Source organism: Pseudobdellovibrionaceae bacterium (assembly GCA_019637875.1).
Taxonomy (GTDB): Bacteria; Bdellovibrionota; Bdellovibrionia; order Bdellovibrionales; family Bdellovibrionaceae; genus JAHBUW01.
Genome location: JAHBUW010000021.1, coordinates 1 through 18,962, shown reverse-complemented (window position 1 = coordinate 18,962; position 18,962 = coordinate 1). Strand labels below are relative to the sequence as shown.

Sequence of the window (18,962 nt, the reverse complement as noted above, 5' to 3'; positions counted from 1 at the left end):
CTAGTAACGCTGCCCCGAAGCGCGATTTCGTTGCACGATCGCGACCAGCATCAACACGAAGGCCGCCAAACGAATGATGTAAATCCCCATCCGCAAATCCGGAACCGTATCGTGCGGACCGTAGACCGCGTGCAGAGTCACGGCGGCAATGCGCTCCAGCGCGATCAGCTCACAGGCGAAAGCGAAATAAAGGAAAAATGGATCACGCGAGGCCTTCCAAAACTTCAGGAAGAAGATTCCCGAAGCGGCGAAGGTCGTCCCCATGACGCCTGAAAGAAAGAGCGTGAAGGTCATGATCATGTCAGCTCCCAGATCAAGCCGAACAAAAGGACCGCCCCGGCCCCCGAACCTAAAGCATTACGCCATAAAAGCCCCTGGAAATCCCGCTCGGGAAAGACGACGACATCCATGACGAGGACCGAATTGTTCAAAGCAAAAAGACCGAAGCAGAGCGCACTCCACATCAGAAGTTGCGTCCCCGTCCGACGATACGCGCGGAACAACAGCACCGCGCAAGCGACGCAGGTCACACCGCAAAGAACGTAAACGAGATCAGCCATTGGGATCCTCACTTTTTCTGCGCTTCACGATAAAGGCCTCGGCAAAGCCACGCGCTTTTTTCATCGGCGAAAATATCATTTCCATGACGGTGTGGGGGCGACTGCGGAAGGACTCTTCCGCACGACCGATGACATCATCGGCGCCCGAATCGGGACGGTACTTAAACCCGAGCTTACGATCACCGGTGATAAAACCCTGACGTTCGAGCGTCAGCATCCGCACCGCGACCGATTCGGGAGTGCTCCGCATGACCTGACTGATCTCTTCCGGGAAGTGACTCGTATCCGGATGATGCCGCAGGTAGATTAAGACCTCGAGCTGCTCGACCGAATCGATCGATTCGAATATGAACTGGCGAACGTCCTCGCCGATTCCGTCCGTGGTCAATTCGTAACCCTCATCAGTGATTCAATTAGCAGACGCCGACTGATGGGCTTCGTCAGGTGCCCATTGCAGCCGGTCTCCATACATTTCTCGCGCTGCTCTTGAAGCGCATGCGCGGTCAGGGCGATGATCGGCTTATCGTAACCTGCCGCCCGCAAACGCGAGGTCGCCTGGTAACCGTCGACGAGCGGCATCTGGATGTCCATCAAGACCGCCTCGTAGTCGTTGTGAAGCGCTTTATCGATCCCCTCTTCCCCATTTTGCGCGATCTCCAGAATCGCTCCCGTATGGTTTAAGAAGAACTGAATCAGCACTTGATTGTCTTCGGCGTCTTCGACCAACAGGATGCGCTTCCCGGCCAGGCAATCGCTTTCCATATCTTGCGCGATGACGGCGGCCTCGAGCGCGAAGTCCTCGCGCGCTTTCGTATACCAGGATGACTCGGGCACGACTTCGGCTTCGATACTGACGACGAACATGCTGCCCACGCCCGGCTGACTGCGGGCGAGCGTGACGTCACCGCCCATCGCGCGCGCCAGCCGTCGCGAGAGCGCCAACCCCAACCCCGTGCCGCCGAAGAGACGCGTGGTGGTCGAGTCCGCTTGCGAGAACGGCTTGAAGATCTTGTGCAAGCTGCCCTCTTCGATGCCGATCCCGGTGTCGCTCACCGAAAACTCCATATAGGACTTCCCGCCCATGTCGGTGTAAAAGCGCGTCCCGACGGTGACCGTTCCTTCATTGGTGAATTTGATCGCGTTACCGATGATATTGAGCAGAATCTGTCTTAGCCGCGTGAAATCCGTGACGATCTTCGCGGGTACGCTGCTCGAAAGGGTCATGGAAAGCGCGATGCCCTTCTTGACCGCTTGGGCAAGCATGACCGTTTTCACTTCTTGCAAAAGCTCAATGACGGGCGTTTCGATCTTCTCGACGCTCAGTTCGCCCGCTTCCACTTTAGAAAGATCCAAAAGCTCATCCACGATGCGCAGGAGCTGTTGGCAATTGCGCTGTACGATCGTGACGCTTTTCATTTTGTCCGCAAGCGAGATATCGCTATCGGTAAGCAGAGCCGAAAACCCCATGACCGCGTTCAAGGGCGTGCGGATTTCGTGACTCATATTCGCCAAGAAGTGGGTTTTCGCGTTGTTCGCCGCCTCGGCCGCTTGACGGGCATCGACGAGTTCTTCTTCGAAACGTTTACGATCCTCGATGTCGGTACAAGTGCTCAACCAAGCGACGATCTTTCCGGCCGCGTTCATTTCGGGCTCGGACTTCACCAGATGCCAACGGTGCACGCCGTCGTGTCGGCGCAGGCGGGCCTCGGCCTCGAAGGCACGTCCCTGCGCGACGGCGAAGCGCCACTCCGTCACGACACGTTCGCGATCGTCCGGATGAAGCGCGCGGAACCAGCCACGTCCCATCGCCTCCAGGCCCAGCCCCGTGTAGGCGGTCCACTGCTGATTCAGGTAATCGACCTCGCCGTCGCCATTGGCTTTGACCACCATGTGCGGGATCGCGTCGGCTAGATTGTGGTAGCGGCGTTGGTTTTCGATCTCGATTTTTTGGATCTGCAACTCGCGCGTGCGCTGCTCGGCTTCGCTGAGCTTCTGCGCCTGTTCCATGATCATGATTTTTCGACGGTGCAGTTCGGCGAAGAACGCGACCTTCGACTTCAGGATGATGGGGTCGAAGGGCTTGAAGATGTAATCCACCGCGCCCACTTCATAGCCGCGGTAGACGTGTTGCTCGTCTTTGTTGATCGCGGTGACAAAAAGAATCGGCACGGCTTCATAGCCCGGGACGCGCCGGATGGCGTCGGCAGTTTGCACGCCATCCATCTCGGGCATCTGCACGTCCAGCAAAAGCATCGCGAAATCGTATTCGGGCACGAGCTCTAAAGCTTCACGCCCCGATCGCGCCTTCACCAGGCGGTAATTCTTTTCGTCGCCAAGGACCGCTTCGAGGGCGATCAGCCCGTCCTCGCGGTCGTCGGCGATCAGGATGTCGATCGTGCGTCTATTCAGCACGCGCTTCTTCCTTAGCCGGGAGCCACTGGAAAATGGCCGACAGCAAGCTGTCCTCATCGACCGGCTTCGTCAGGTAGTCCGTCGCTCCCGACTCGAGGCACTTCTCGCGGTCCCCTTTCATCGCTTTCGCGGTCAACGAGATGATCGGAATCATCCGATGCGCGCTGTGGCTCCGAATATGGCGGGTCGCCTCAAGGCCGTCCATCTCGGGCATCATCGTGTCCATCAGGACGACTTCGAAACCCGGATAACGGTCCAGCATCTCGAGCGCTTGTTTCCCGTTCTCGGCGTGCATGACATTCATGCCCCGCGCTTTCAAAACGCTATTCACCGCGAAGATGTTGCGGATATCGTCATCGACGATCAAAACGCGACGCCCGGTGAAATCCGCGGCTTCGGGCAGCGCGGCCCGCGGCGGCAGTGTTTCACGTTCGTCCACCGCGCTGGTGACGTCCGGCCCGATGTACTTTTCGGGAAGTTGTAAACGGAAGACCGAACCGCGACCGGGATCGCTTTCGACTTCGATCGCGCCCCCTAAGAGCCGCGCGATTTCACGCGAGATCGTCAGTCCCAGTCCGGTGCCACCGTACTTCCGGCTGGTGGTGCCATCGGCCTGTTGGAAGGCCTCGAAGATCAGTTTCTGTTTGTCGAACGGAATACCGATCCCCGTATCGGTCACCGCGAACACGATCTGTCCCTGGCCACTCGCCGCCATCGTGCGCAGGATGTTCAAGCGGACCGAACCGCGCTCGGTGAATTTGAAGGCGTTCGACAGCAAGTTCTTGAGGATCTGCTGCAGGCGGCTCTCGTCGGTGAGCAGGAGCTTCGGAACTCCCGCGCCCACCTCGATCGCGAAATCCAGCCCCTTGTGTTCGGCAACGGGCCGGAAGGTCTGCTCCAAATAAGCGCGGATGCCGGTGACCTCCACCTCTTTCGGCGTGACCTGCATTTTGCCGGCTTCGACCTTCGACAGATCCAAGATTTCGTTGATCAATCCCAGCAGATCGTTCCCCGCCGAATGCACCGTACGGGCGTACTTCACTTGATCCAGCGACAAGTTGCCGTCTTTGTTGTCCGCCAAGGTCTTCGACAGAATCAGCAGACTATTCAGCGGCGTCCGTAGCTCGTGGGACATATTCGCCAAGAATTCCGACTTGTACTTCGAGATCAAGGACAGCTGCTCGGCTTTTTCCTCCAAAGACCGCGAGGCTAGCTCGACCTCTTGGTTTTTGATTTCAAGCAGCTTCGCTTTGTCCTCGAGTTCGAGCGCCTGATCTTCCAGCTCCGCATTCGAGCGCTTCAGCTCTTGCAGCAGCTCTTCCGTCCGCATGTTGGACGAAATCATGTTCAAGATGACGCCGACGGAATCCATCAGCTGATCCAAGAAGCTCAGGTAGTTCTGCGTAAAGGGCTTCAGCGAGGCCAGTTCGATGACGGCTTTCAGTTCGCCCTCGAAAAGCACCGGCAAAACGATCAAGTTCTTCGGCGTGATTTCGATCAAAGACGAGCTGATACGAACGTAGTTGTCTTCGGGTTGCACGATCAGGATGCGTTTTTTCTCGAACGCGCACTGACCGACCAGACCTTCCTTCATGCGGTATTTGTTCGAAACCGTCCGGCGCTCGGTGAACGCGTAGCTCGCCACCAAGTTCAAAGACATTTCGTCCTTGTCGTTTTCCGCCATGAAGAAGGCCCCGTGACGGGCGTCCACCAGCGGAGTCAATTCCGACATGATCAGCTGGGCGACCGCCGTGATCGAGCGCTGCCCCTGCATCATGCCCGAGAATCGCGCCAGGTTCGTCTTCAGCCAATCCTGCTCGGTGTTTTTCGACGTCGTGTCTTTCAGATTCGAGATCATCTGGTTGATGTTATCCGAGAGTGCGGCGACCTCGCCTTGGGCTTCGACCGTGATGGACCGGGTCAGATCCCCTTTCGTCACCGCCGTCGAGACTTCCGCGATCGCGCGGACCTGGCTCGTCAAGTTTCCGGCCAGCTGGTTCACGTTGTCGGTCAAATCCTTCCACGTTCCCGCGCCCCCGGAACCTTCGCCTGACCGCCGAGCTTTCCTTCGATACCGACCTCGCGGGCGACCGAGGTCACCTGATCCGCGAAAGTCCTGAGCGTATCGGTCATGGAGTTGATCGTTTCGGCGAGGGCCGCGACCTCCCCTTTCGCTTCGATGACGAACTTCTGGTTGAGGTCGCCGTTGGCGACCGCGGTGACGACCTTCACGATCCCCCGGACCTGTTTCGTCAGGTTGAGGGCCATGAAGTTCACGTTATCGGTCAAATCCTTCCAGACTCCGCTGACCCCGCGGACTTCCGCCTGGCCTCCGAGTTTTCCTTCGGTACCGACCTCTTTCGCGACCCGCGTGACCTCCGCGGCGAACGAGTTCAGCTGATCGACCATGACGTTGATCGTATTTTTAAGTTCCGAGATCTCGCCTTTCGCGTCGACCGTGATCTTCTGCGACAAGTCCCCGTTCGCGACGGCCGTCGTGACCTTCGCGATGTTCCGGACCTGACTCGTCAAGTTTCCGGCCAGCTGATTCACGTTATCGGTCAAGTCCTTCCACGTTCCGCTGACGCCCTTCACGTCCGCCTGACCGCCGAGCTTTCCTTCGGTTCCGACTTCCTTCGCGACCCGCGTGACCTCGGCGGCGAACGAGTTCAGCTGATCGACCATGACGTTGATCGTATTCTTCAGCTCGAAGATCTCGCCCCGGGCGTCGACCGTGATCTTTTGCGACAAGTCGCCCTTTGCGACCGCCGTCGTCACTTTCGCGATGTTCCGGACCTGATCCGTCAAGTTTCCGGCAAGGACGTTCACGTTGTCCGTCAGATCTTTCCACGTTCCGCTGACGCCTTTGACGTCCGCCTGACCGCCGAGCTTTCCTTCGGTACCGACTTCCTTCGCGACCCGCGTGACCTCGGCCGCGAAAGACCCCAGCTGATCGACCATCTTGTTGATCACGTCTTTGATCTGCAGGATCTCGCCCTTCACGTCGACCGTGATCTTCTGGGACAAGTCCCCCGTCGCGATGGCGGTCGCGACCTTCGAGACGTCACGAAGCTGGACCGTCAAGTTCGAGGCCATGGCGTTCACGTTATCGGTCAAGTCCTTCCACGTTCCGCTGACGCCTTTGACGTCCGCCTGACCGCCGAGTTTCCCTTCGGTACCGACTTCCTTCGCCACCCGGGTCACCTCCGCGGCGAACGAGCGCAGCGTATCGACCATCGTGTTGATGGTATCTTTGAGCTCCAAGATCTCGCCCTTGGCGTCGACCGTGATCTTTTGTGACAAGTCGCCGTTCGCGACCGCGGTGGTCACCTTCGCGATGTTACGAACCTGCGCGGTCAAGTTGTTCGCAAGACCATTCACGTTATCCGTCAGATCTTTCCAAGTTCCGCTGACCCCTTTGACGTCGGCCTGTCCGCCCAGTCGTCCTTCGGTACCGACCTCTTTCGCGACCCGGGTGACCTCGGCCGCGAAGGACCGCAGCTGATCGACCATCGTGTTGATCGTATTTTTCAGTTCCATGATCTCGCCACGGGCGTCGACCGTAATTTTCTGCGACAAGTCGCCCGTCGCGACCGCGGTCGTCACCTTCGCGATGTTACGAACCTGCGCCGTCAAGTTATCGGCCAGACCGTTCACGTTATCGGTCAGATCTTTCCAGACGCCGCTGACCCCTTTGACGTTCGCCTGACCGCCAAGCTTTCCTTCGGTACCGACGTCCTTCGCGACCCGCGTGACCTCCGAAGCGAAGGACGAAAGCTGATCGACCATCGTGTTGATCGTGTTTTTGAGTTCCATGATCTCGCCGCGGGCGTCGACCGTAATTTTTTGCGACAAGTCGCCTTTCGCAACGGCGGTGGTGACCTTCGCGATATTCCGGACCTGATCCGTCAAGTTTCCCGCAAGGACGTTCACGTTATCCGTCAGATCTTTCCAAACCCCGCTCACGCCGCCGACGTTCGCCTGACCGCCGAGCTTTCCTTCGGTTCCGACCTCTTTCGCGACCCGGGTCACCTCCGACGCGAACGAGTTCAGCTGATCGACCATGGCGTTCACCGTGGTTCCGATCCGCAAAAACTCCCCTTTCACGGGGCGCGAGTCGACTTCGAGATACATCTTTTGCGACAAATCCCCTTTGGCGACGGAGGTGATGACCCGCGCGACTTCCGTTGTCGGGTGCGCCAGATCCGAGATCATCAAGTTCACCGAGTCGACCGAAGTCGCCCACGATCCCTTGACCGACCCCATATTCACCCGCTCGGTCATGCGGCCTTCCAGACCGATGATGCTCCGAACGCGGACGAATTCATTGGCCATATTTTCGTTGTGTTCGATGATGTCGTTTAAGACCTCGCCGATCTCGGCGACGATCCCCTCCGACTCGACACTCATCCGTACAGAGAAATCACCGTTACGAACGGCCTTGACGACTTTATGTAAATCGCGAAGTTGGGTGCGCAGGTCTGGGGAGCTGAGGCGCGAGGATTCACTCAGCGAAGGGCCGACGTCCGCGCCCCTCGGAGCAGGCAGAGGTTTATTCGAGGCTTTCCCTTTGGATTTGGGTTTTCCTACGACAACGACTCGTTCCATCGAATCCTCCATTGATCCGGTTTAACGATCTCGATCAAAATTTCAGTCGCTCACTTCAATGTGATCGACGCTAAAAAGCGAAGATTTTCTATTCGCCTGCAAAAGTGGCGCTTACAACTTTCTTCAGAAATTGAGGAAATTAGGGAGCGATTTCGATGGCCGCTTCTTTGCTGAAGCGGGAAAATATCCCGCATCGATTTCAGATTTTGAGGAGAAAAAGACGTCTCTGCTGAACTCGTCGGCGAAGCCGCTTAGCAAAGTTTAATATGGAATGAAGCACAGCGGCGCCAAGGCGGAAAAGTGCGCGCCACGGGAGAACAGATGGGCGTGACTCACTGCTCATGCTTCTCCCGCACGGATTTTCCCGCGCATGCGGAAACAGAATAGACATCCTCTATCCCGCGATAGGTTTTAAGTATTGTACGAATCCGGACGGGGGCGGCATCGTGAAGCGTCGTTCAAAGACGAAAACCCCAACCTTTCAACCGGAGAAAGAGAGCCTATGCTTCGACTGAAAATTCAAGGGATCGCGCTGCTCGCGTTGACCCTCCCCCTCACGTCCTACGCGCAAAAAGAGGGACAACTGAAAAGTACCGCTGCCCACACCACCACCATCGTGCAAACGATGTCGAATCAGTTCTGGTGGCCCGAGCGCGTGGACCTGAGTCCTTTGCGCCAACACGGGATCGAATCCAATCCCCTCGCGCATTACAACTATGCCGAAGAGTTCAAGAAACTCGATCTCAAAGCGGTGAAAGCCGATATTGAGAAGGTGATGAAAACGTCGCAAGACTGGTGGCCCGCGGACTGGGGACACTACGGTCCGTTCTTCATCCGTATGGCGTGGCATAGTGCGGGCACCTACCGCACGGTTGACGGGCGTGGTGGCGCCGGCGGCGGCCAACAACGTTTCGAGCCGCTGAACAGCTGGCCCGACAACGCGAACCTCGATAAAGCGCGCCGTCTGCTCTGGCCCATCAAACAAAAGTACGGCAACGCGCTGTCGTGGGCGGACTTGATGGTCCTCACCGGCAACGTCGCCCTCGAATCCATGGGTTTCAAAACCTTCGGCTTCGCCGGTGGCCGCACCGACGATTGGGAAGCGGACCTCGTTTACTGGGGCCCGGAAAAGAAGTGGCTCGCGGACGAGCGTTACAAAGAAAACAAAGACAAAAAAGCCCGCAAACTCGACGGCCCTCTGGCCGCAGTCCAAATGGGTTTGATCTACGTCAATCCGGAAGGCCCGGGCGGTAATCCCGATCCCATCGCGGCAGGAAAAGACATCCGCGAGACCTTCGGCCGCATGGCGATGAACGACGAAGAAACCGTCGCATTGATCGCGGGTGGACACACGTTCGGTAAAGCGCACGGCCGTCATCGTCCCGACAAATGCGTGGCCGTCGAGCCCGGCGCCGCCGGTGTTGAAGAGCAAGGCATGGGTTGGAAGAACAAATGCGGCACCGGCGTTGGCGCCGACGCAACGACCTCGGGCCTCGAAGGCGCATGGACCGCGTCGCCGACGCAGTGGACACACCAATTCCTCGCGAACCTTTACGCGTGGGACTGGGTGAAAAGCAAAAGTCCCGCGGGCGGCACGCAGTGGATCCCCTCGGGCGGCCAAGGTGCCTCGATGGTGCCCGATGCGCACGACCCGAAGAAACGTCACGCACCGATCATGTTCACCACGGACATGGCGCTGCGGATGGATCCCGAGTACGGCAAAATCACCCGGCGCTGGCTCGAGCATCCGCGCGAGTTCGAAGTCGCCTTCGCGAAGGCCTGGTTCAAACTCACGCACCGTGATCTGGGACCGCGCGCGCGTTACGTCGGCAGCGAAATTCCGGCCGAGGTTCTGCTCTGGCAAGACCCCATCACGACCCCCGACTACAAACAGATCAGCGAAAGCGACGCGAATGGTTTGAAGAAAAAGATCCTGGACGCGGGACTTTCGACTTCGGATCTCGTGCGCACGGCGTGGGCTTCGGCGGCGTCTTACCGCAAGACCGACATGCGTGGCGGCGCGAATGGCGCGCGTCTGCGTCTAGCTCCCGCGAAAGACTGGGCGGTGAACAGCCCCGCGGCCACCGCGAAGGTGCTCGCGGCCTACGAGAAGATCCAGAACGACTTCAACAAGTCGGCTTGGAGCAACAAGAAGGTTTCAATGGCGGACCTGATCGTCATCGGCGGCGCGGCCGGCATCGAAAAAGCGGCGCAAGACGCGGGACAAAAGATCACGGTTCCCGTGACTTTGGGTCGCGGCGACGCGACTCAAGAGCAGACGGACGTTCAGTCCTACGCCTTCCTCGAGCCGAAAGCGGACGCGTTCCGCAACTACTTCGGTCCGGGCAACTATCTGTCCCCGGTGGACTCGTTCGTCGACCGCGCGTACATGTTAGGATTGAGCGTTCCGGAAGCGGCGGTCTTGATGGGCGGTCTGCGCGCCATCAACATCAACGCCGACGGTTCGAAAAACGGAGTGTTCACGAATCGTCCGGGTCAGTTGACCAACGACGTTTTCGTGAACCTTCTCGATATGTCGACCAAGTGGCAAAAAGCGAAAACCGCCGGAATGTATGAAGGTGTCGATCGCAAGACCGGTGCGGTCAAGTGGACGGCGACTCCCGTCGACCTGCTGATCGGCTCGCATTCGGAGCTGCGCGCGCTCGCGGAACTCTACGCCGCGAACGATGGACAGCAGAGGTTTTTGAGTGATTTCGTCGCCGCTTGGAACAAAGTCATGAACAACGATCGCTTTGATCTGCAAGTCGGTAAGAAGTAACGAGAATTTTCCTTCTTATCTGAATGGAAGTCCCGGCCTGAGTCGGCCGGGACTTCCGAACGCGGACATGAGGGATGCCAAAGCTTCCCTTGTCAACTCCAACGGGATCCGATAAATTGAAGGCGTGAATGCACTGGGGCGTTTTCTCATTTTGATGCTCGTGACCCTGTTGGGAACGGTTTTGATTTCCGGTGCCCTTCAAGTCAAACCCCATGACGCGGACGTCTCCCTGTCACATCAGCAAGAATGCGTCGGTTCCGGATCCATTCTGACCGAACACTCCGCGTCCCCCCAGACCACCGATCAAGAGTCCTGCGGCGACCCTTGCCATTCGGGGCATGCCCATTTCGGACACTGTCTGTTCACGTCAGCGCCCGTAGCGGACAGCAACCTTATGGTCCATTTTGCGAAAAGCAATCGCTTTGCGGAACGCCATCTCCTGGCGGCGCCGGATCTCGAAGCTCGACGTCGTCCTCCTCGCCTCGCCTAGTTTTAAGCCCGCCGCGATCGCGGTGAGCGGCCGTCTTTGCCCATTTAAACTTACATCTCACCAACGAGGTTGACGTGAATCGTCTTATTTCCCTGACGGGACTGCTCGCGCTCACGTGCGCAATATCGACCGCACGCGCGGAGTGCCCATCCCCGACATCCATCAATGAACTCTTCGCATGTCTCGAAGAACAGTCCGCCGAACTGCAGTCGAGCCGCCTTGAAGTCGAAAGAAACAAGGCACAAATCGGCGCCGCCGAACAATGGAAAAATCCCGAGTTCTCCGCAGAGACTTTTCAAGGGGACGCCGACGGCACTCGCCAAAGCGAAACCGATCTCTCCCTCGCGATCCCCCTTGAACTCGGCGCGCGGCGCGCCGCGCGCCGCTCCGTCGCGGAAAGCCAAGTCCGGATCGCGGAACTTCGCCATCAACTCGCCCGCGCGGAACTCCGTCGCGAATCCATTCTCAGACTGCATCGTTTGCGGCAAACGGCTCACGAGATCGAGATCGTCGACGAGACCCTGCAGAGCTACGCGAAGCTGATTTCACAGTACGCGCGACGCCCCGGACTCAATCCCGAGCAAGAGGTGTCCCTGTCGCTGTTTCAGTCGGCCTACGGCGAATTTCAGTTCAAAGCCGTCGCGCTCGCCGACGAGATCGCGGGCCTCGAAGCCTTCTTCCGAAGCAAAGCCGGAACGACGGGTCCAAACTTGCGCCGCCTTCTCCCCCCCGCCCCGAAATCGTGGCCCGAAATGAAACGGCCAGCGTCTCCCGCGCCGTCCTCGCAAGCGCGACTTTTCGATGCCGAGATCGCGGCAGCCCAAGCCGACCTTGACGTGGCCCGCAGCGAAGCGTGGCCCATTTTGGCGATCGGCCCGAGCGTCAAAGTGCAGCGAGAGGCGAATCGCTCCAATCAACTCTTCGGCATGAACCTGAGCCTTCCCCTTCCCATTTTCAATACGAATGGCGGCGCGAAAGCGGCCTCGCAAGCAGCCCTACGGCTGCAAGAAAATCGACGCCAAACCGGCCTTCGCGAGCAAGGAATTCAGCGCGAAGAATTGGCGCGGATTTACCGCCAATCCGTCAAGGCCCTGAACGAAGGCCCGAGCCACCAGGACATGGAGAAGCGCCACAAAGCGGTGGACCGACTCTTCGGCCGCGGAATGATTCCAAGCGCCCTCGTGATCGAGTCACACCGTACGCATTTCGAACTGGAGCGCAGCCGCAATGAGCGCGAGGCCACCGCCATCGACAGTTTGCTGGAAGCGCAGATTCTCGACGGCATCTTACCGGAGGTCGGAACATGAAAAACAAGATCTGGATTCTCGTTTGCTTTCTGCTGATCACGCCCCCGGCCTGGAGCGCGGATGAACACGATGAGCACGGCCCCGACCACACTGAAGAACGTTCCGAAACGCCCGAAAACGTGGGCCCCGAGAAAGGGATTGTCGCCATCGACGATCACGACGGATTCAAACTGTCTCCAGAGGCCGAGAAAAACTTCGAAATCCGGGCCATCGTGCTGAAGGATGCCGGTCCCTGGACGCTGCCCAAAATGGCGACCGTCCGATCAGGCAGCGAAGTGAGCCTCTATCGGCGACGCGCGGGATTCATCAAACGTATCGATTTCACCCCTGCGAGCCAGTCCGGCGAAACGATTCGCGTTTCTTCAAAGGACTTGCGACCCGGAGACGAGATCCTGATTGCGGGACTCGGCTTCGTGCGGATCGCGGAACTCGCCGCCACCGGCGGCATGGCCGAAGGCCACTCACACTAAGGATGACCTTATGATCAACAAAATTATTCATTTTTCCGTCTATAACCGCGGGATTGTTCTGCTGCTGACCTTCGCGATGGCGATCGCCGGTCTGGTCGCCTTTCAGAACCTTCCGATCGATGCGGTCCCGGACATCACCAACAATCAGGTTCAGGTCAACACCAGCATCGCCGGCCTTGCACCCGAAGAGATCGAACGGACGATCACGTTTCCCACCGAAAGCGCGATGCGCGGAATCGCGGGCGTAACCCAGGTCCGCTCCGTCACGCGTTTCGGCCTCTCGCAAGTGACGATCGTATTCAAAGACGGGATCGACATTTACCGCGCTCGTCAAATGGTCTCGGAGCGCCTACAGAGCGTGATCGGGGATTTGCCGGAAGGGGCTGAATCCCGCCTGGGGCCGATTTCAACCGGCCTCGGTGAAATCTACCAATACACTCTGGACGTCAAAAATCCGGCACAAGATCCCGAAGAGCGACTCCGCCAGTTGATGGACGTCAAGGCCTTGCAAGACTGGTACGTCAAACCGCGACTGATGACGGTCGAGGGAATCGCCGAGATCAACACCACCGGCGGCTTCGAGCGTCAGTACCACGTCCAACCCGATCTCGCGAAGATGGTGACCTACGGGATTCATTTCGACGACATCACCCTCGCCCTCGAAAAAGCGAATAAAAATGTCGGCGGCGGCTATATTTCACAGACCGCGGAGCAGTTCCTCGTTCAAGGCGTAGGACTCTTCAAAAGTCCGAGCGATATCGCGAACGTCCCCGTCAAACAGCTCGACTCGTTCAAGATCATCAAGCTGGGGGAGATCGCACAAATCAAACTCGGCAAGGAGCTGCGTACCGGTGCGGCGACGGTGAACGGAAACGAAACCGTTCTCGGAACCGTGATGATGCTGCTGGGCGAGAACAGCAGAATCGTCGCGAACCGCGTCGAAGCGCGGGTGCAAGAAGTCGCGAAATCCCTTCCCGAAGAGTACGTGATGACGACGGTCTACAATCGCTCGAACCTCGTCAATGCGACCCTCGGTACGGTCGAGCACAATCTCGCGTTGGGTGCGACGCTCGTGATCGTGATTCTCTTCCTGTTGGTCGGAAATGTCCGCGCCGCCCTCATCACGGCGGTGACGATCCCCCTCTCTCTGATGGCGACCTTTCTGATCATGAAACCCCTTGGGATTTCGGGAAACCTGATGAGTCTCGGGGCGCTGGACTTCGGAATCATCGTCGATGGAACGGTCATCTTGATCGACAACTGCGTCCGCTACGTGAATGACCTCGCGAAGAAATACGGTCGCCCGTTGAGCCGAGAGGAGCTACAGAAGGCCGTTTACGACGCCGCCGTCGAAGTTCGGGTCGCCGCCGGGTTCGGCGAACTCATCGTCGTGGTCGTTTTCCTGCCGATCTTCGGCCTCGTCGGTATCGAAGGAAAAATGTTCGGCCCCATGGCGGCAACATTCGCGATCGCCGTTGCGTCGGCCTTGGTGCTTTCCTTTACGACCGCACCGGCCCTGGCTTCGCTTCTGCTCTCAGGACATGCCAACGAATCCGAACCCCGCCTGATGCAGTGGGTGCGGCGCCTTTATCAACCGATTCTCGAGGCCACTTTCAGGTACAAAGCCGCCACGCTCTCGATCGCGGTGGCGGCCGTGATGGTGGGAGTCGCGCTTTTCGCCTCTCGGGGCGCGGAATTTTTGCCGCAACTCAGCGAAGGCTCCTACGCCTTCCACATGATCCGCCCCGTCAATATTAGCTTGGATCAATCCATCGCGTTCCAAGTCAAGGCGGAACGGATCATTCGTCAGTACCCCGAGGTTCAGAACGTGTTCTCGCGGATCGGAACATCCGAGGTGGCCACCGACCCCATGGGCGTGAACGTCTCGGACACTTACATCATGCTCAAAGAAAGAAAAGAGTGGCCCACTCACGAAGAAACGGGCAAACACAGTTACGAGTCCCTCGTGAACACTCTCGTCGCGCGACTCGAAAAGGAGCTACCCGGACAAAACTATCTCGCTTCCCAACCCATCCAGATGCGTTTCAACGAACTTCTCGAGGGGACGCGTGCGGACGTAGCGGTGAAGGTATTTGGGCCCGATTTGCAGACGAATATGAACCTAGCAAAGCAAATTCAAACCATCGTGACGAAGGTGCCTGGCGCGGGCGACGTCGAAGTCGATTTGGCGGGAACGAGTCCCGTCCTGCGCGTCACGCCCGACGAAACGCGAATGGATCGCTACGGAGCTCCCAAAGTGGCCGTTCTAGACACGATCGCCATCGCGCTTGGGGGCCGCGAGGCCGGATACCTTTACGAAGGAGAGCGGAAGTTTCCGATCGTGGTACGACTCGCCGAAGACGAACGCTCGGATCTTGAAACCATCCGAAGGCTGCCCGTGGCTGTCGGAACGAACGTCACCGCCCCGCTTGCGGAACTCGCGCAAACGGAATTCAGCGAAACGTTCGGGTCCATCAACCGGGAAGACTCAAACCGCCGTTCCGCCGTCCTCATCAACTTGCGTGGTCGAGACACGGAGAGTTTCGTGCAAGAGGCGCGAGCACGGGTCGAGCAGGAAGTGAAGCTGCCACAGGGTTACTACGTCGAATGGGGAGGCAACTTCAAAAATCTGCAGGAGGCGCGTTCACGTCTGCTCCTTCTGACGCCGATCTCATTGGTCGTGGTGCTTTTGATGATCTACGCGGCCTTCGGCAGCGTGGGCCAGACCGCTCTCATCTTCCTCTGCGTTCCGTTCGCCCTCGTCGGAGGCGTCGTCAGCCTGGTGCTCAATGGGCTCCCCTTCAGCATCTCGGCCGGCGTCGGTTTCATCGCCCTTTCCGGTATCGCGGTGTTGAACGGGGTCGTGCTCGTGAACTATTTCAACCAGCTCAAGCAGGATGGGTACACGGGAAAAGAGCTCGTCTTCACCGGAACATTGATTCGACTACGCCCGGTCTTGATGACGGCCCTTGTCGCCATTTTCGGTTTCTTGCCGATGATGCTTTCCACGGGCGTCGGCGCGGAAGTGCAAAGACCGCTGGCCTCGGTCGTGATCGGCGGCATCGTTTCCTCCACGCTTTTGACTCTGATCGTACTGCCAATCCTCTACTCCCTTTTTGAGAATCGCTTCAAAGGAAAGGTCGCCCACTAATATGAGTTCGCATCCAGGATCACACACCTCGCATTGCCACGACTGCCATTCCGAGGAATCTCCCGCACCGGCGCTCGGCGCCGCGCGGGAAGGCGAGAACGAAAGTGTCTTTCACATTTCGGGGGCGGACTGCTCGGACGAGGTGAACGCCATCACCAAATCTCTCGCCGAATTGGGGATCACCTCCGTCGCGGTCAATTTGATCGCGTCCACGGCGACCGTTCAATACCCGAAGTCAATTCGGGAAGACCAGGTCCGGGCGCAAATCGAAAAAACCGGCGTGCGCGTGGTCGAAAACGAAGCGCCTGGATTTTTTGTCAGCCACCGTAAAGGCATCGCCCTCCTCTCCCTCTCCGCAGTTCTTTTGGTCGCGGGACTCGCTCTGGATTGGAGTGAAAATCTCTCGCCCATGATGGCCTTCGCCGTCTTCGGACTCTCGACGGCCCTCAGCGGGGCCCTCGTGTTTCCGAAAGCTCTACGGGCGGTGAAACAAAGATCCCTCGATATGAACTTTTTGATGACGATCGCGGCGGCGGGAGCCTTCGCCATCCAAGAGTATTCGGAAGGCGCGACCGTCGTGTTTTTGTTCTCGCTGGCCGAACTGCTTGAGGCTTTCAGTGTCGCCCGAGCACGCCAAGCCATTCGCGCGGTCCTGAAGCTGACGCCCCAAATCGCGCAAGTCAAACGCGATGGTGCGATCGTGGCCCTGCCAGTGGCGCAAGTTGGTCTCGGAGACCTCATCATCGTTCGCCCGGGAGACAGTTTCCCCCTAGACGGAACCGTCACTGAGGGCACATCCAGCGTGAATCAGGCCCCACTCACGGGAGAATCCGTCCCCGTCGAAAAAGGCCCCGGCGACAGCGTCTTCGCGGGCACTCTCAACGAGCAGGGCGGGCTGACCGTTCAGGTGACCAAGGCCTTCCAAGATACAAAAATATCAAGAGTCATGCGTCTGATCGAGGAGGCCCAAGATCAGAAATCTCCATCGGAACGATTCGTCGACCGGTTTGCGCGGATCTACACCCCGATCGTGTTCTTGGTGGCCGTGCTCGTCGCCACGGTCCCCCCGTTCATTCTGGGTGGAGAGTTCGATGTTTGGTTTTACCGCGCGCTGGTTCTACTCGTGATCGCTTGCCCCTGCGCATTAGTTCTCGCGACCCCCATTTCGGTCGTCTCCGCACTGGCCTCCCTCGCGCGGCGCGGAGTTTTGGTCAAAGGCGGAAAGTACCTCGAAGTTCTGGGACGCCTCCAGGCCGTGGCCCTCGACAAAACAGGAACCCTCACCGAAGGCCGGTTCCAAGTTCAAAGCTTCCGCCTTTATGGCGCAAAGGACGAAACCGAAGCCCTTCACTTCGCTTACGCCCTCGAAAGTCTGTCTTCGCATCCGCTCGCCAAGGCGGTCATGGCTTATCAAGGCGGCCCACGGGGGCCGCTGAAGGAAATCACCGACTATCGTGTCATTGCGGGCCGCGGGGCCCAGGGACATATCGATGGCCGCCCCTACTTTGTCGGCAATCACCGCATGACTCATGAGCTGGGTTTATGCAATCCCCAGATTGAAGCCCATCTGATTTCCCTGGAACAGCAATCCATGTCCGTCGTGATCCTCGGTCGGCTGAACGAAGGCGGGCGACCGGGCGAAGTCTTGGCCATCTTCGGACTCGGTGACACCGTCAAGAAGAACGCGAAAGAGGCCATCGCGGAACTTCACCGGGTCGGAATTCAGCATGTCGTCGTTCTGAGCGGCGACAATCAGAGGACGGTCGACGCGATCTGCGCGCAGACCGGGATCGATCAAGGAAAGGGAGATCTCCTTCCGGAAGCGAAGGTGGAGGCCGTCAAAAATCTCACCGCCCGCTACACCTATGTCGGTATGGTCGGCGATGGAGTCAACGACGCTCCGGCTTTGGCGAACGCCAGTGTCGGCATCTCGATGGGAGCGGCCGGGACGGATGCCGCGATCGAGACCTCCGATATCAGCTTAATGCAGGACGACCTCGCCCAACTTCCCCGCGCGATTCAGCAGGGGCGACGGGCACTGAATGTGATCCGGTTCAACATCGCCTTCGCGATCGCGACCAAAGCCGCATTCCTGGTCCTTGCGATCGTCGGCCTCTCGAACCTCTGGCTGGCGGTGGCCGCCGATCTGGGCGCCTCCGTCCTTGTCACATTGAACGCGCTTCGGCTGCTGCGGACCAAGGATCGATAGCCTTTCCACGCTGGCCACCCGAAAAACATTTGGGCGTTTCAAGGAAAATTGGAACGCCTTCAAATGAGTTACATCTGGCACCCCGTCTGCAATTCCATAGGCCATGGCCTTGCGGAAATACGACCACATCCTGCTCCATGCCCTCATCGTGATCGCGGGATTCGGCGTGTTCCAAAACGCGATGGGACATACGGTGAAAACCAACCATACCGATGTGCGCTTCTGGAATGGCGCGGGCCGGACGGGTCACGAGGTTCTCGGTGAAGTGAAACGCTATGAAGAGATCGAAGTTCTGCGTACCCGTAAACTGCGTAACGGCGAAACTTGGTACCGCGTCCAGATCGTGCGTTCACCCAACGGGGTCAAACAGGTGAGCACCGGATGGGTAAACGCCCGTTTTTTCACCCCCATCGAAACACCCGTCGAAGCGGACCAGCCCCGTGAGAGCCGAACCGAAGCACGGGTCGGATGCACCAACTGCGCCGAGCCCGCCACGGCCACCCGCCGCGCCACCGAGGATCTTTCAGCCATCGCCCGCGCGACAAATTCAAAGTCCAACTTTATCTGGCCCGTTTCGGGAGTGGTGAGGAGTGGTTTCGGATACCGACGCCATCCGATCAAGGGCGTGGTTAAGCTTCATCGTGGAACGGACATCTCACGCAACAACGGAGCGACGGTTCGCGCGGCCAAAGCGGGCGTCATCGAGGTCTCCGCCGGCGGTTGCCGCAATGGGCGCAGCTCCTGCAACGGCGGCGCGGGAAATATGATCACGATTAATCATGGCGACGGAACGAAAACACGCTATCTTCACCTGAGTCCCGGCTGCCGCCTCCCCGCCCGTGGCGCCCGCGTCGCCCAAGGCGCCCCCCTCGGCTGCGTGGGTGCGACGGGGGCCGTGACCGGACCGCATCTTCATTTCGAACTGATCAAAAATGGCAAGTGGATCAATCCGCTCACTGTCTTACCGAGGAAGTCA

13 protein-coding genes are annotated in these 18,962 nt (G+C 58.5%); 7 read left to right on the top strand and 6 right to left on the bottom strand.

Annotated features, from left to right (window positions below; all coding sequences use genetic code 11):
• Genes KF767_18455 through KF767_18430 form a run of 6 tightly spaced genes read right to left on the bottom strand, consistent with a single transcriptional unit; the run spans position 1 to position 7,580 of the window.
• Positions 1 to 300: a hypothetical protein gene (locus KF767_18455; GenBank protein ID MBX3019875.1), complete on the bottom strand. Its 300-nt coding sequence runs from the start codon at positions 298 to 300 to the stop codon at positions 1 to 3.
• The gene (locus KF767_18450) at positions 297 to 560 is read right to left on the bottom strand and encodes a hypothetical protein (protein ID MBX3019874.1); all 264 of its coding nucleotides are present in this window, start codon (positions 558 to 560) and stop codon (positions 297 to 299) included. Before KF767_18450 ends, KF767_18455 begins: the two co-directional genes overlap by 4 nt.
• Positions 553 to 948, bottom strand: coding sequence for a hypothetical protein (locus tag KF767_18445; GenBank protein ID MBX3019873.1), 396 nt, complete (start codon positions 946 to 948; stop codon positions 553 to 555). The genes KF767_18450 and KF767_18445 overlap by 8 nt, the downstream gene beginning before the upstream one ends.
• Positions 945 to 2,972, bottom strand: a complete 2,028-nt coding sequence (locus tag KF767_18440) for a response regulator (protein MBX3019872.1) — start codon at positions 2,970 to 2,972, stop codon at positions 945 to 947. Before KF767_18440 ends, KF767_18445 begins: the two co-directional genes overlap by 4 nt.
• Positions 2,962 to 4,974, bottom strand: coding sequence for a response regulator (locus KF767_18435; protein ID MBX3019871.1), 2,013 nt, complete (start codon positions 4,972 to 4,974; stop codon positions 2,962 to 2,964). Before KF767_18435 ends, KF767_18440 begins: the two co-directional genes overlap by 11 nt.
• 8 nt (positions 4,975 to 4,982) lie before the next feature.
• On the bottom strand, positions 4,983 to 7,580 hold the full coding sequence (locus tag KF767_18430) for a HAMP domain-containing protein (protein ID MBX3019870.1): 2,598 nt from the start codon (positions 7,578 to 7,580) through the stop codon (positions 4,983 to 4,985).
• Positions 7,581 to 8,082: 502 nt separating this feature from the next.
• Between KF767_18430 and katG the strand changes: the two genes are divergently transcribed.
• The 7 genes from katG to KF767_18395 form a co-directional block, all read left to right on the top strand.
• Positions 8,083 to 10,359 carry a catalase/peroxidase HPI gene (katG, locus tag KF767_18425; GenBank protein ID MBX3019869.1) on the top strand — a complete coding sequence of 759 codons (2,277 nt, stop codon included), beginning with the start codon at positions 8,083 to 8,085 and terminating at the stop codon, positions 10,357 to 10,359.
• A gap of 124 nt (positions 10,360 to 10,483) precedes the next feature.
• Complete coding sequence (locus KF767_18420) at positions 10,484 to 10,849, top strand: hypothetical protein (protein ID MBX3019868.1); 366 nt, start codon at positions 10,484 to 10,486, stop codon at positions 10,847 to 10,849.
• Positions 10,850 to 10,923: 74 nt separating this feature from the next.
• A complete protein-coding gene (locus KF767_18415) occupies positions 10,924 to 12,156 on the top strand; it encodes a TolC family protein (GenBank protein MBX3019867.1) in 1,233 nt (410 codons plus the stop codon).
• On the top strand, positions 12,153 to 12,626 hold the full coding sequence (locus KF767_18410; protein MBX3019866.1) for a hypothetical protein: 474 nt from the start codon (positions 12,153 to 12,155) through the stop codon (positions 12,624 to 12,626). Before KF767_18415 ends, KF767_18410 begins: the two co-directional genes overlap by 4 nt.
• Positions 12,627 to 12,636: 10 nt before the next feature.
• On the top strand, positions 12,637 to 15,777 hold the full coding sequence (locus KF767_18405) for an efflux RND transporter permease subunit (protein MBX3019865.1): 3,141 nt from the start codon (positions 12,637 to 12,639) through the stop codon (positions 15,775 to 15,777).
• Between the two features lies 1 nt (position 15,778).
• Complete coding sequence (cadA, locus tag KF767_18400; protein MBX3019864.1) at positions 15,779 to 17,986, top strand: cadmium-translocating P-type ATPase; 2,208 nt, start codon at positions 15,779 to 15,781, stop codon at positions 17,984 to 17,986.
• Positions 17,987 to 18,089: 103 nt separating this feature from the next.
• Positions 18,090 to 18,962: M23 family metallopeptidase (locus KF767_18395; GenBank protein ID MBX3019863.1), on the top strand; the 873-nt coding region annotated here is incomplete at its 3' end.

Excerpts from the sequence above, each read along its gene's own strand:
- KF767_18455 (MBX3019875.1), bottom strand. The coding sequence starts at position 300 with ATGATCATGACCTTCACGCTCTTTCTTTCAGGCGTCATGGGGACGACC.
- katG (MBX3019869.1), top strand. The coding sequence starts at position 8,083 with ATGCTTCGACTGAAAATTCAAGGGATCGCGCTGCTCGCGTTGACCCTC.
- KF767_18405 (MBX3019865.1), top strand. The coding sequence starts at position 12,637 with ATGATCAACAAAATTATTCATTTTTCCGTCTATAACCGCGGGATTGTT.
- KF767_18410 (MBX3019866.1), top strand. The coding sequence starts at position 12,153 with ATGAAAAACAAGATCTGGATTCTCGTTTGCTTTCTGCTGATCACGCCC.
- cadA (MBX3019864.1), top strand. The coding sequence starts at position 15,779 with ATGAGTTCGCATCCAGGATCACACACCTCGCATTGCCACGACTGCCAT.
- KF767_18430 (MBX3019870.1), bottom strand. The coding sequence starts at position 7,580 with ATGGAACGAGTCGTTGTCGTAGGAAAACCCAAATCCAAAGGGAAAGCC.
- KF767_18450 (MBX3019874.1), bottom strand. The coding sequence starts at position 560 with ATGGCTGATCTCGTTTACGTTCTTTGCGGTGTGACCTGCGTCGCTTGC.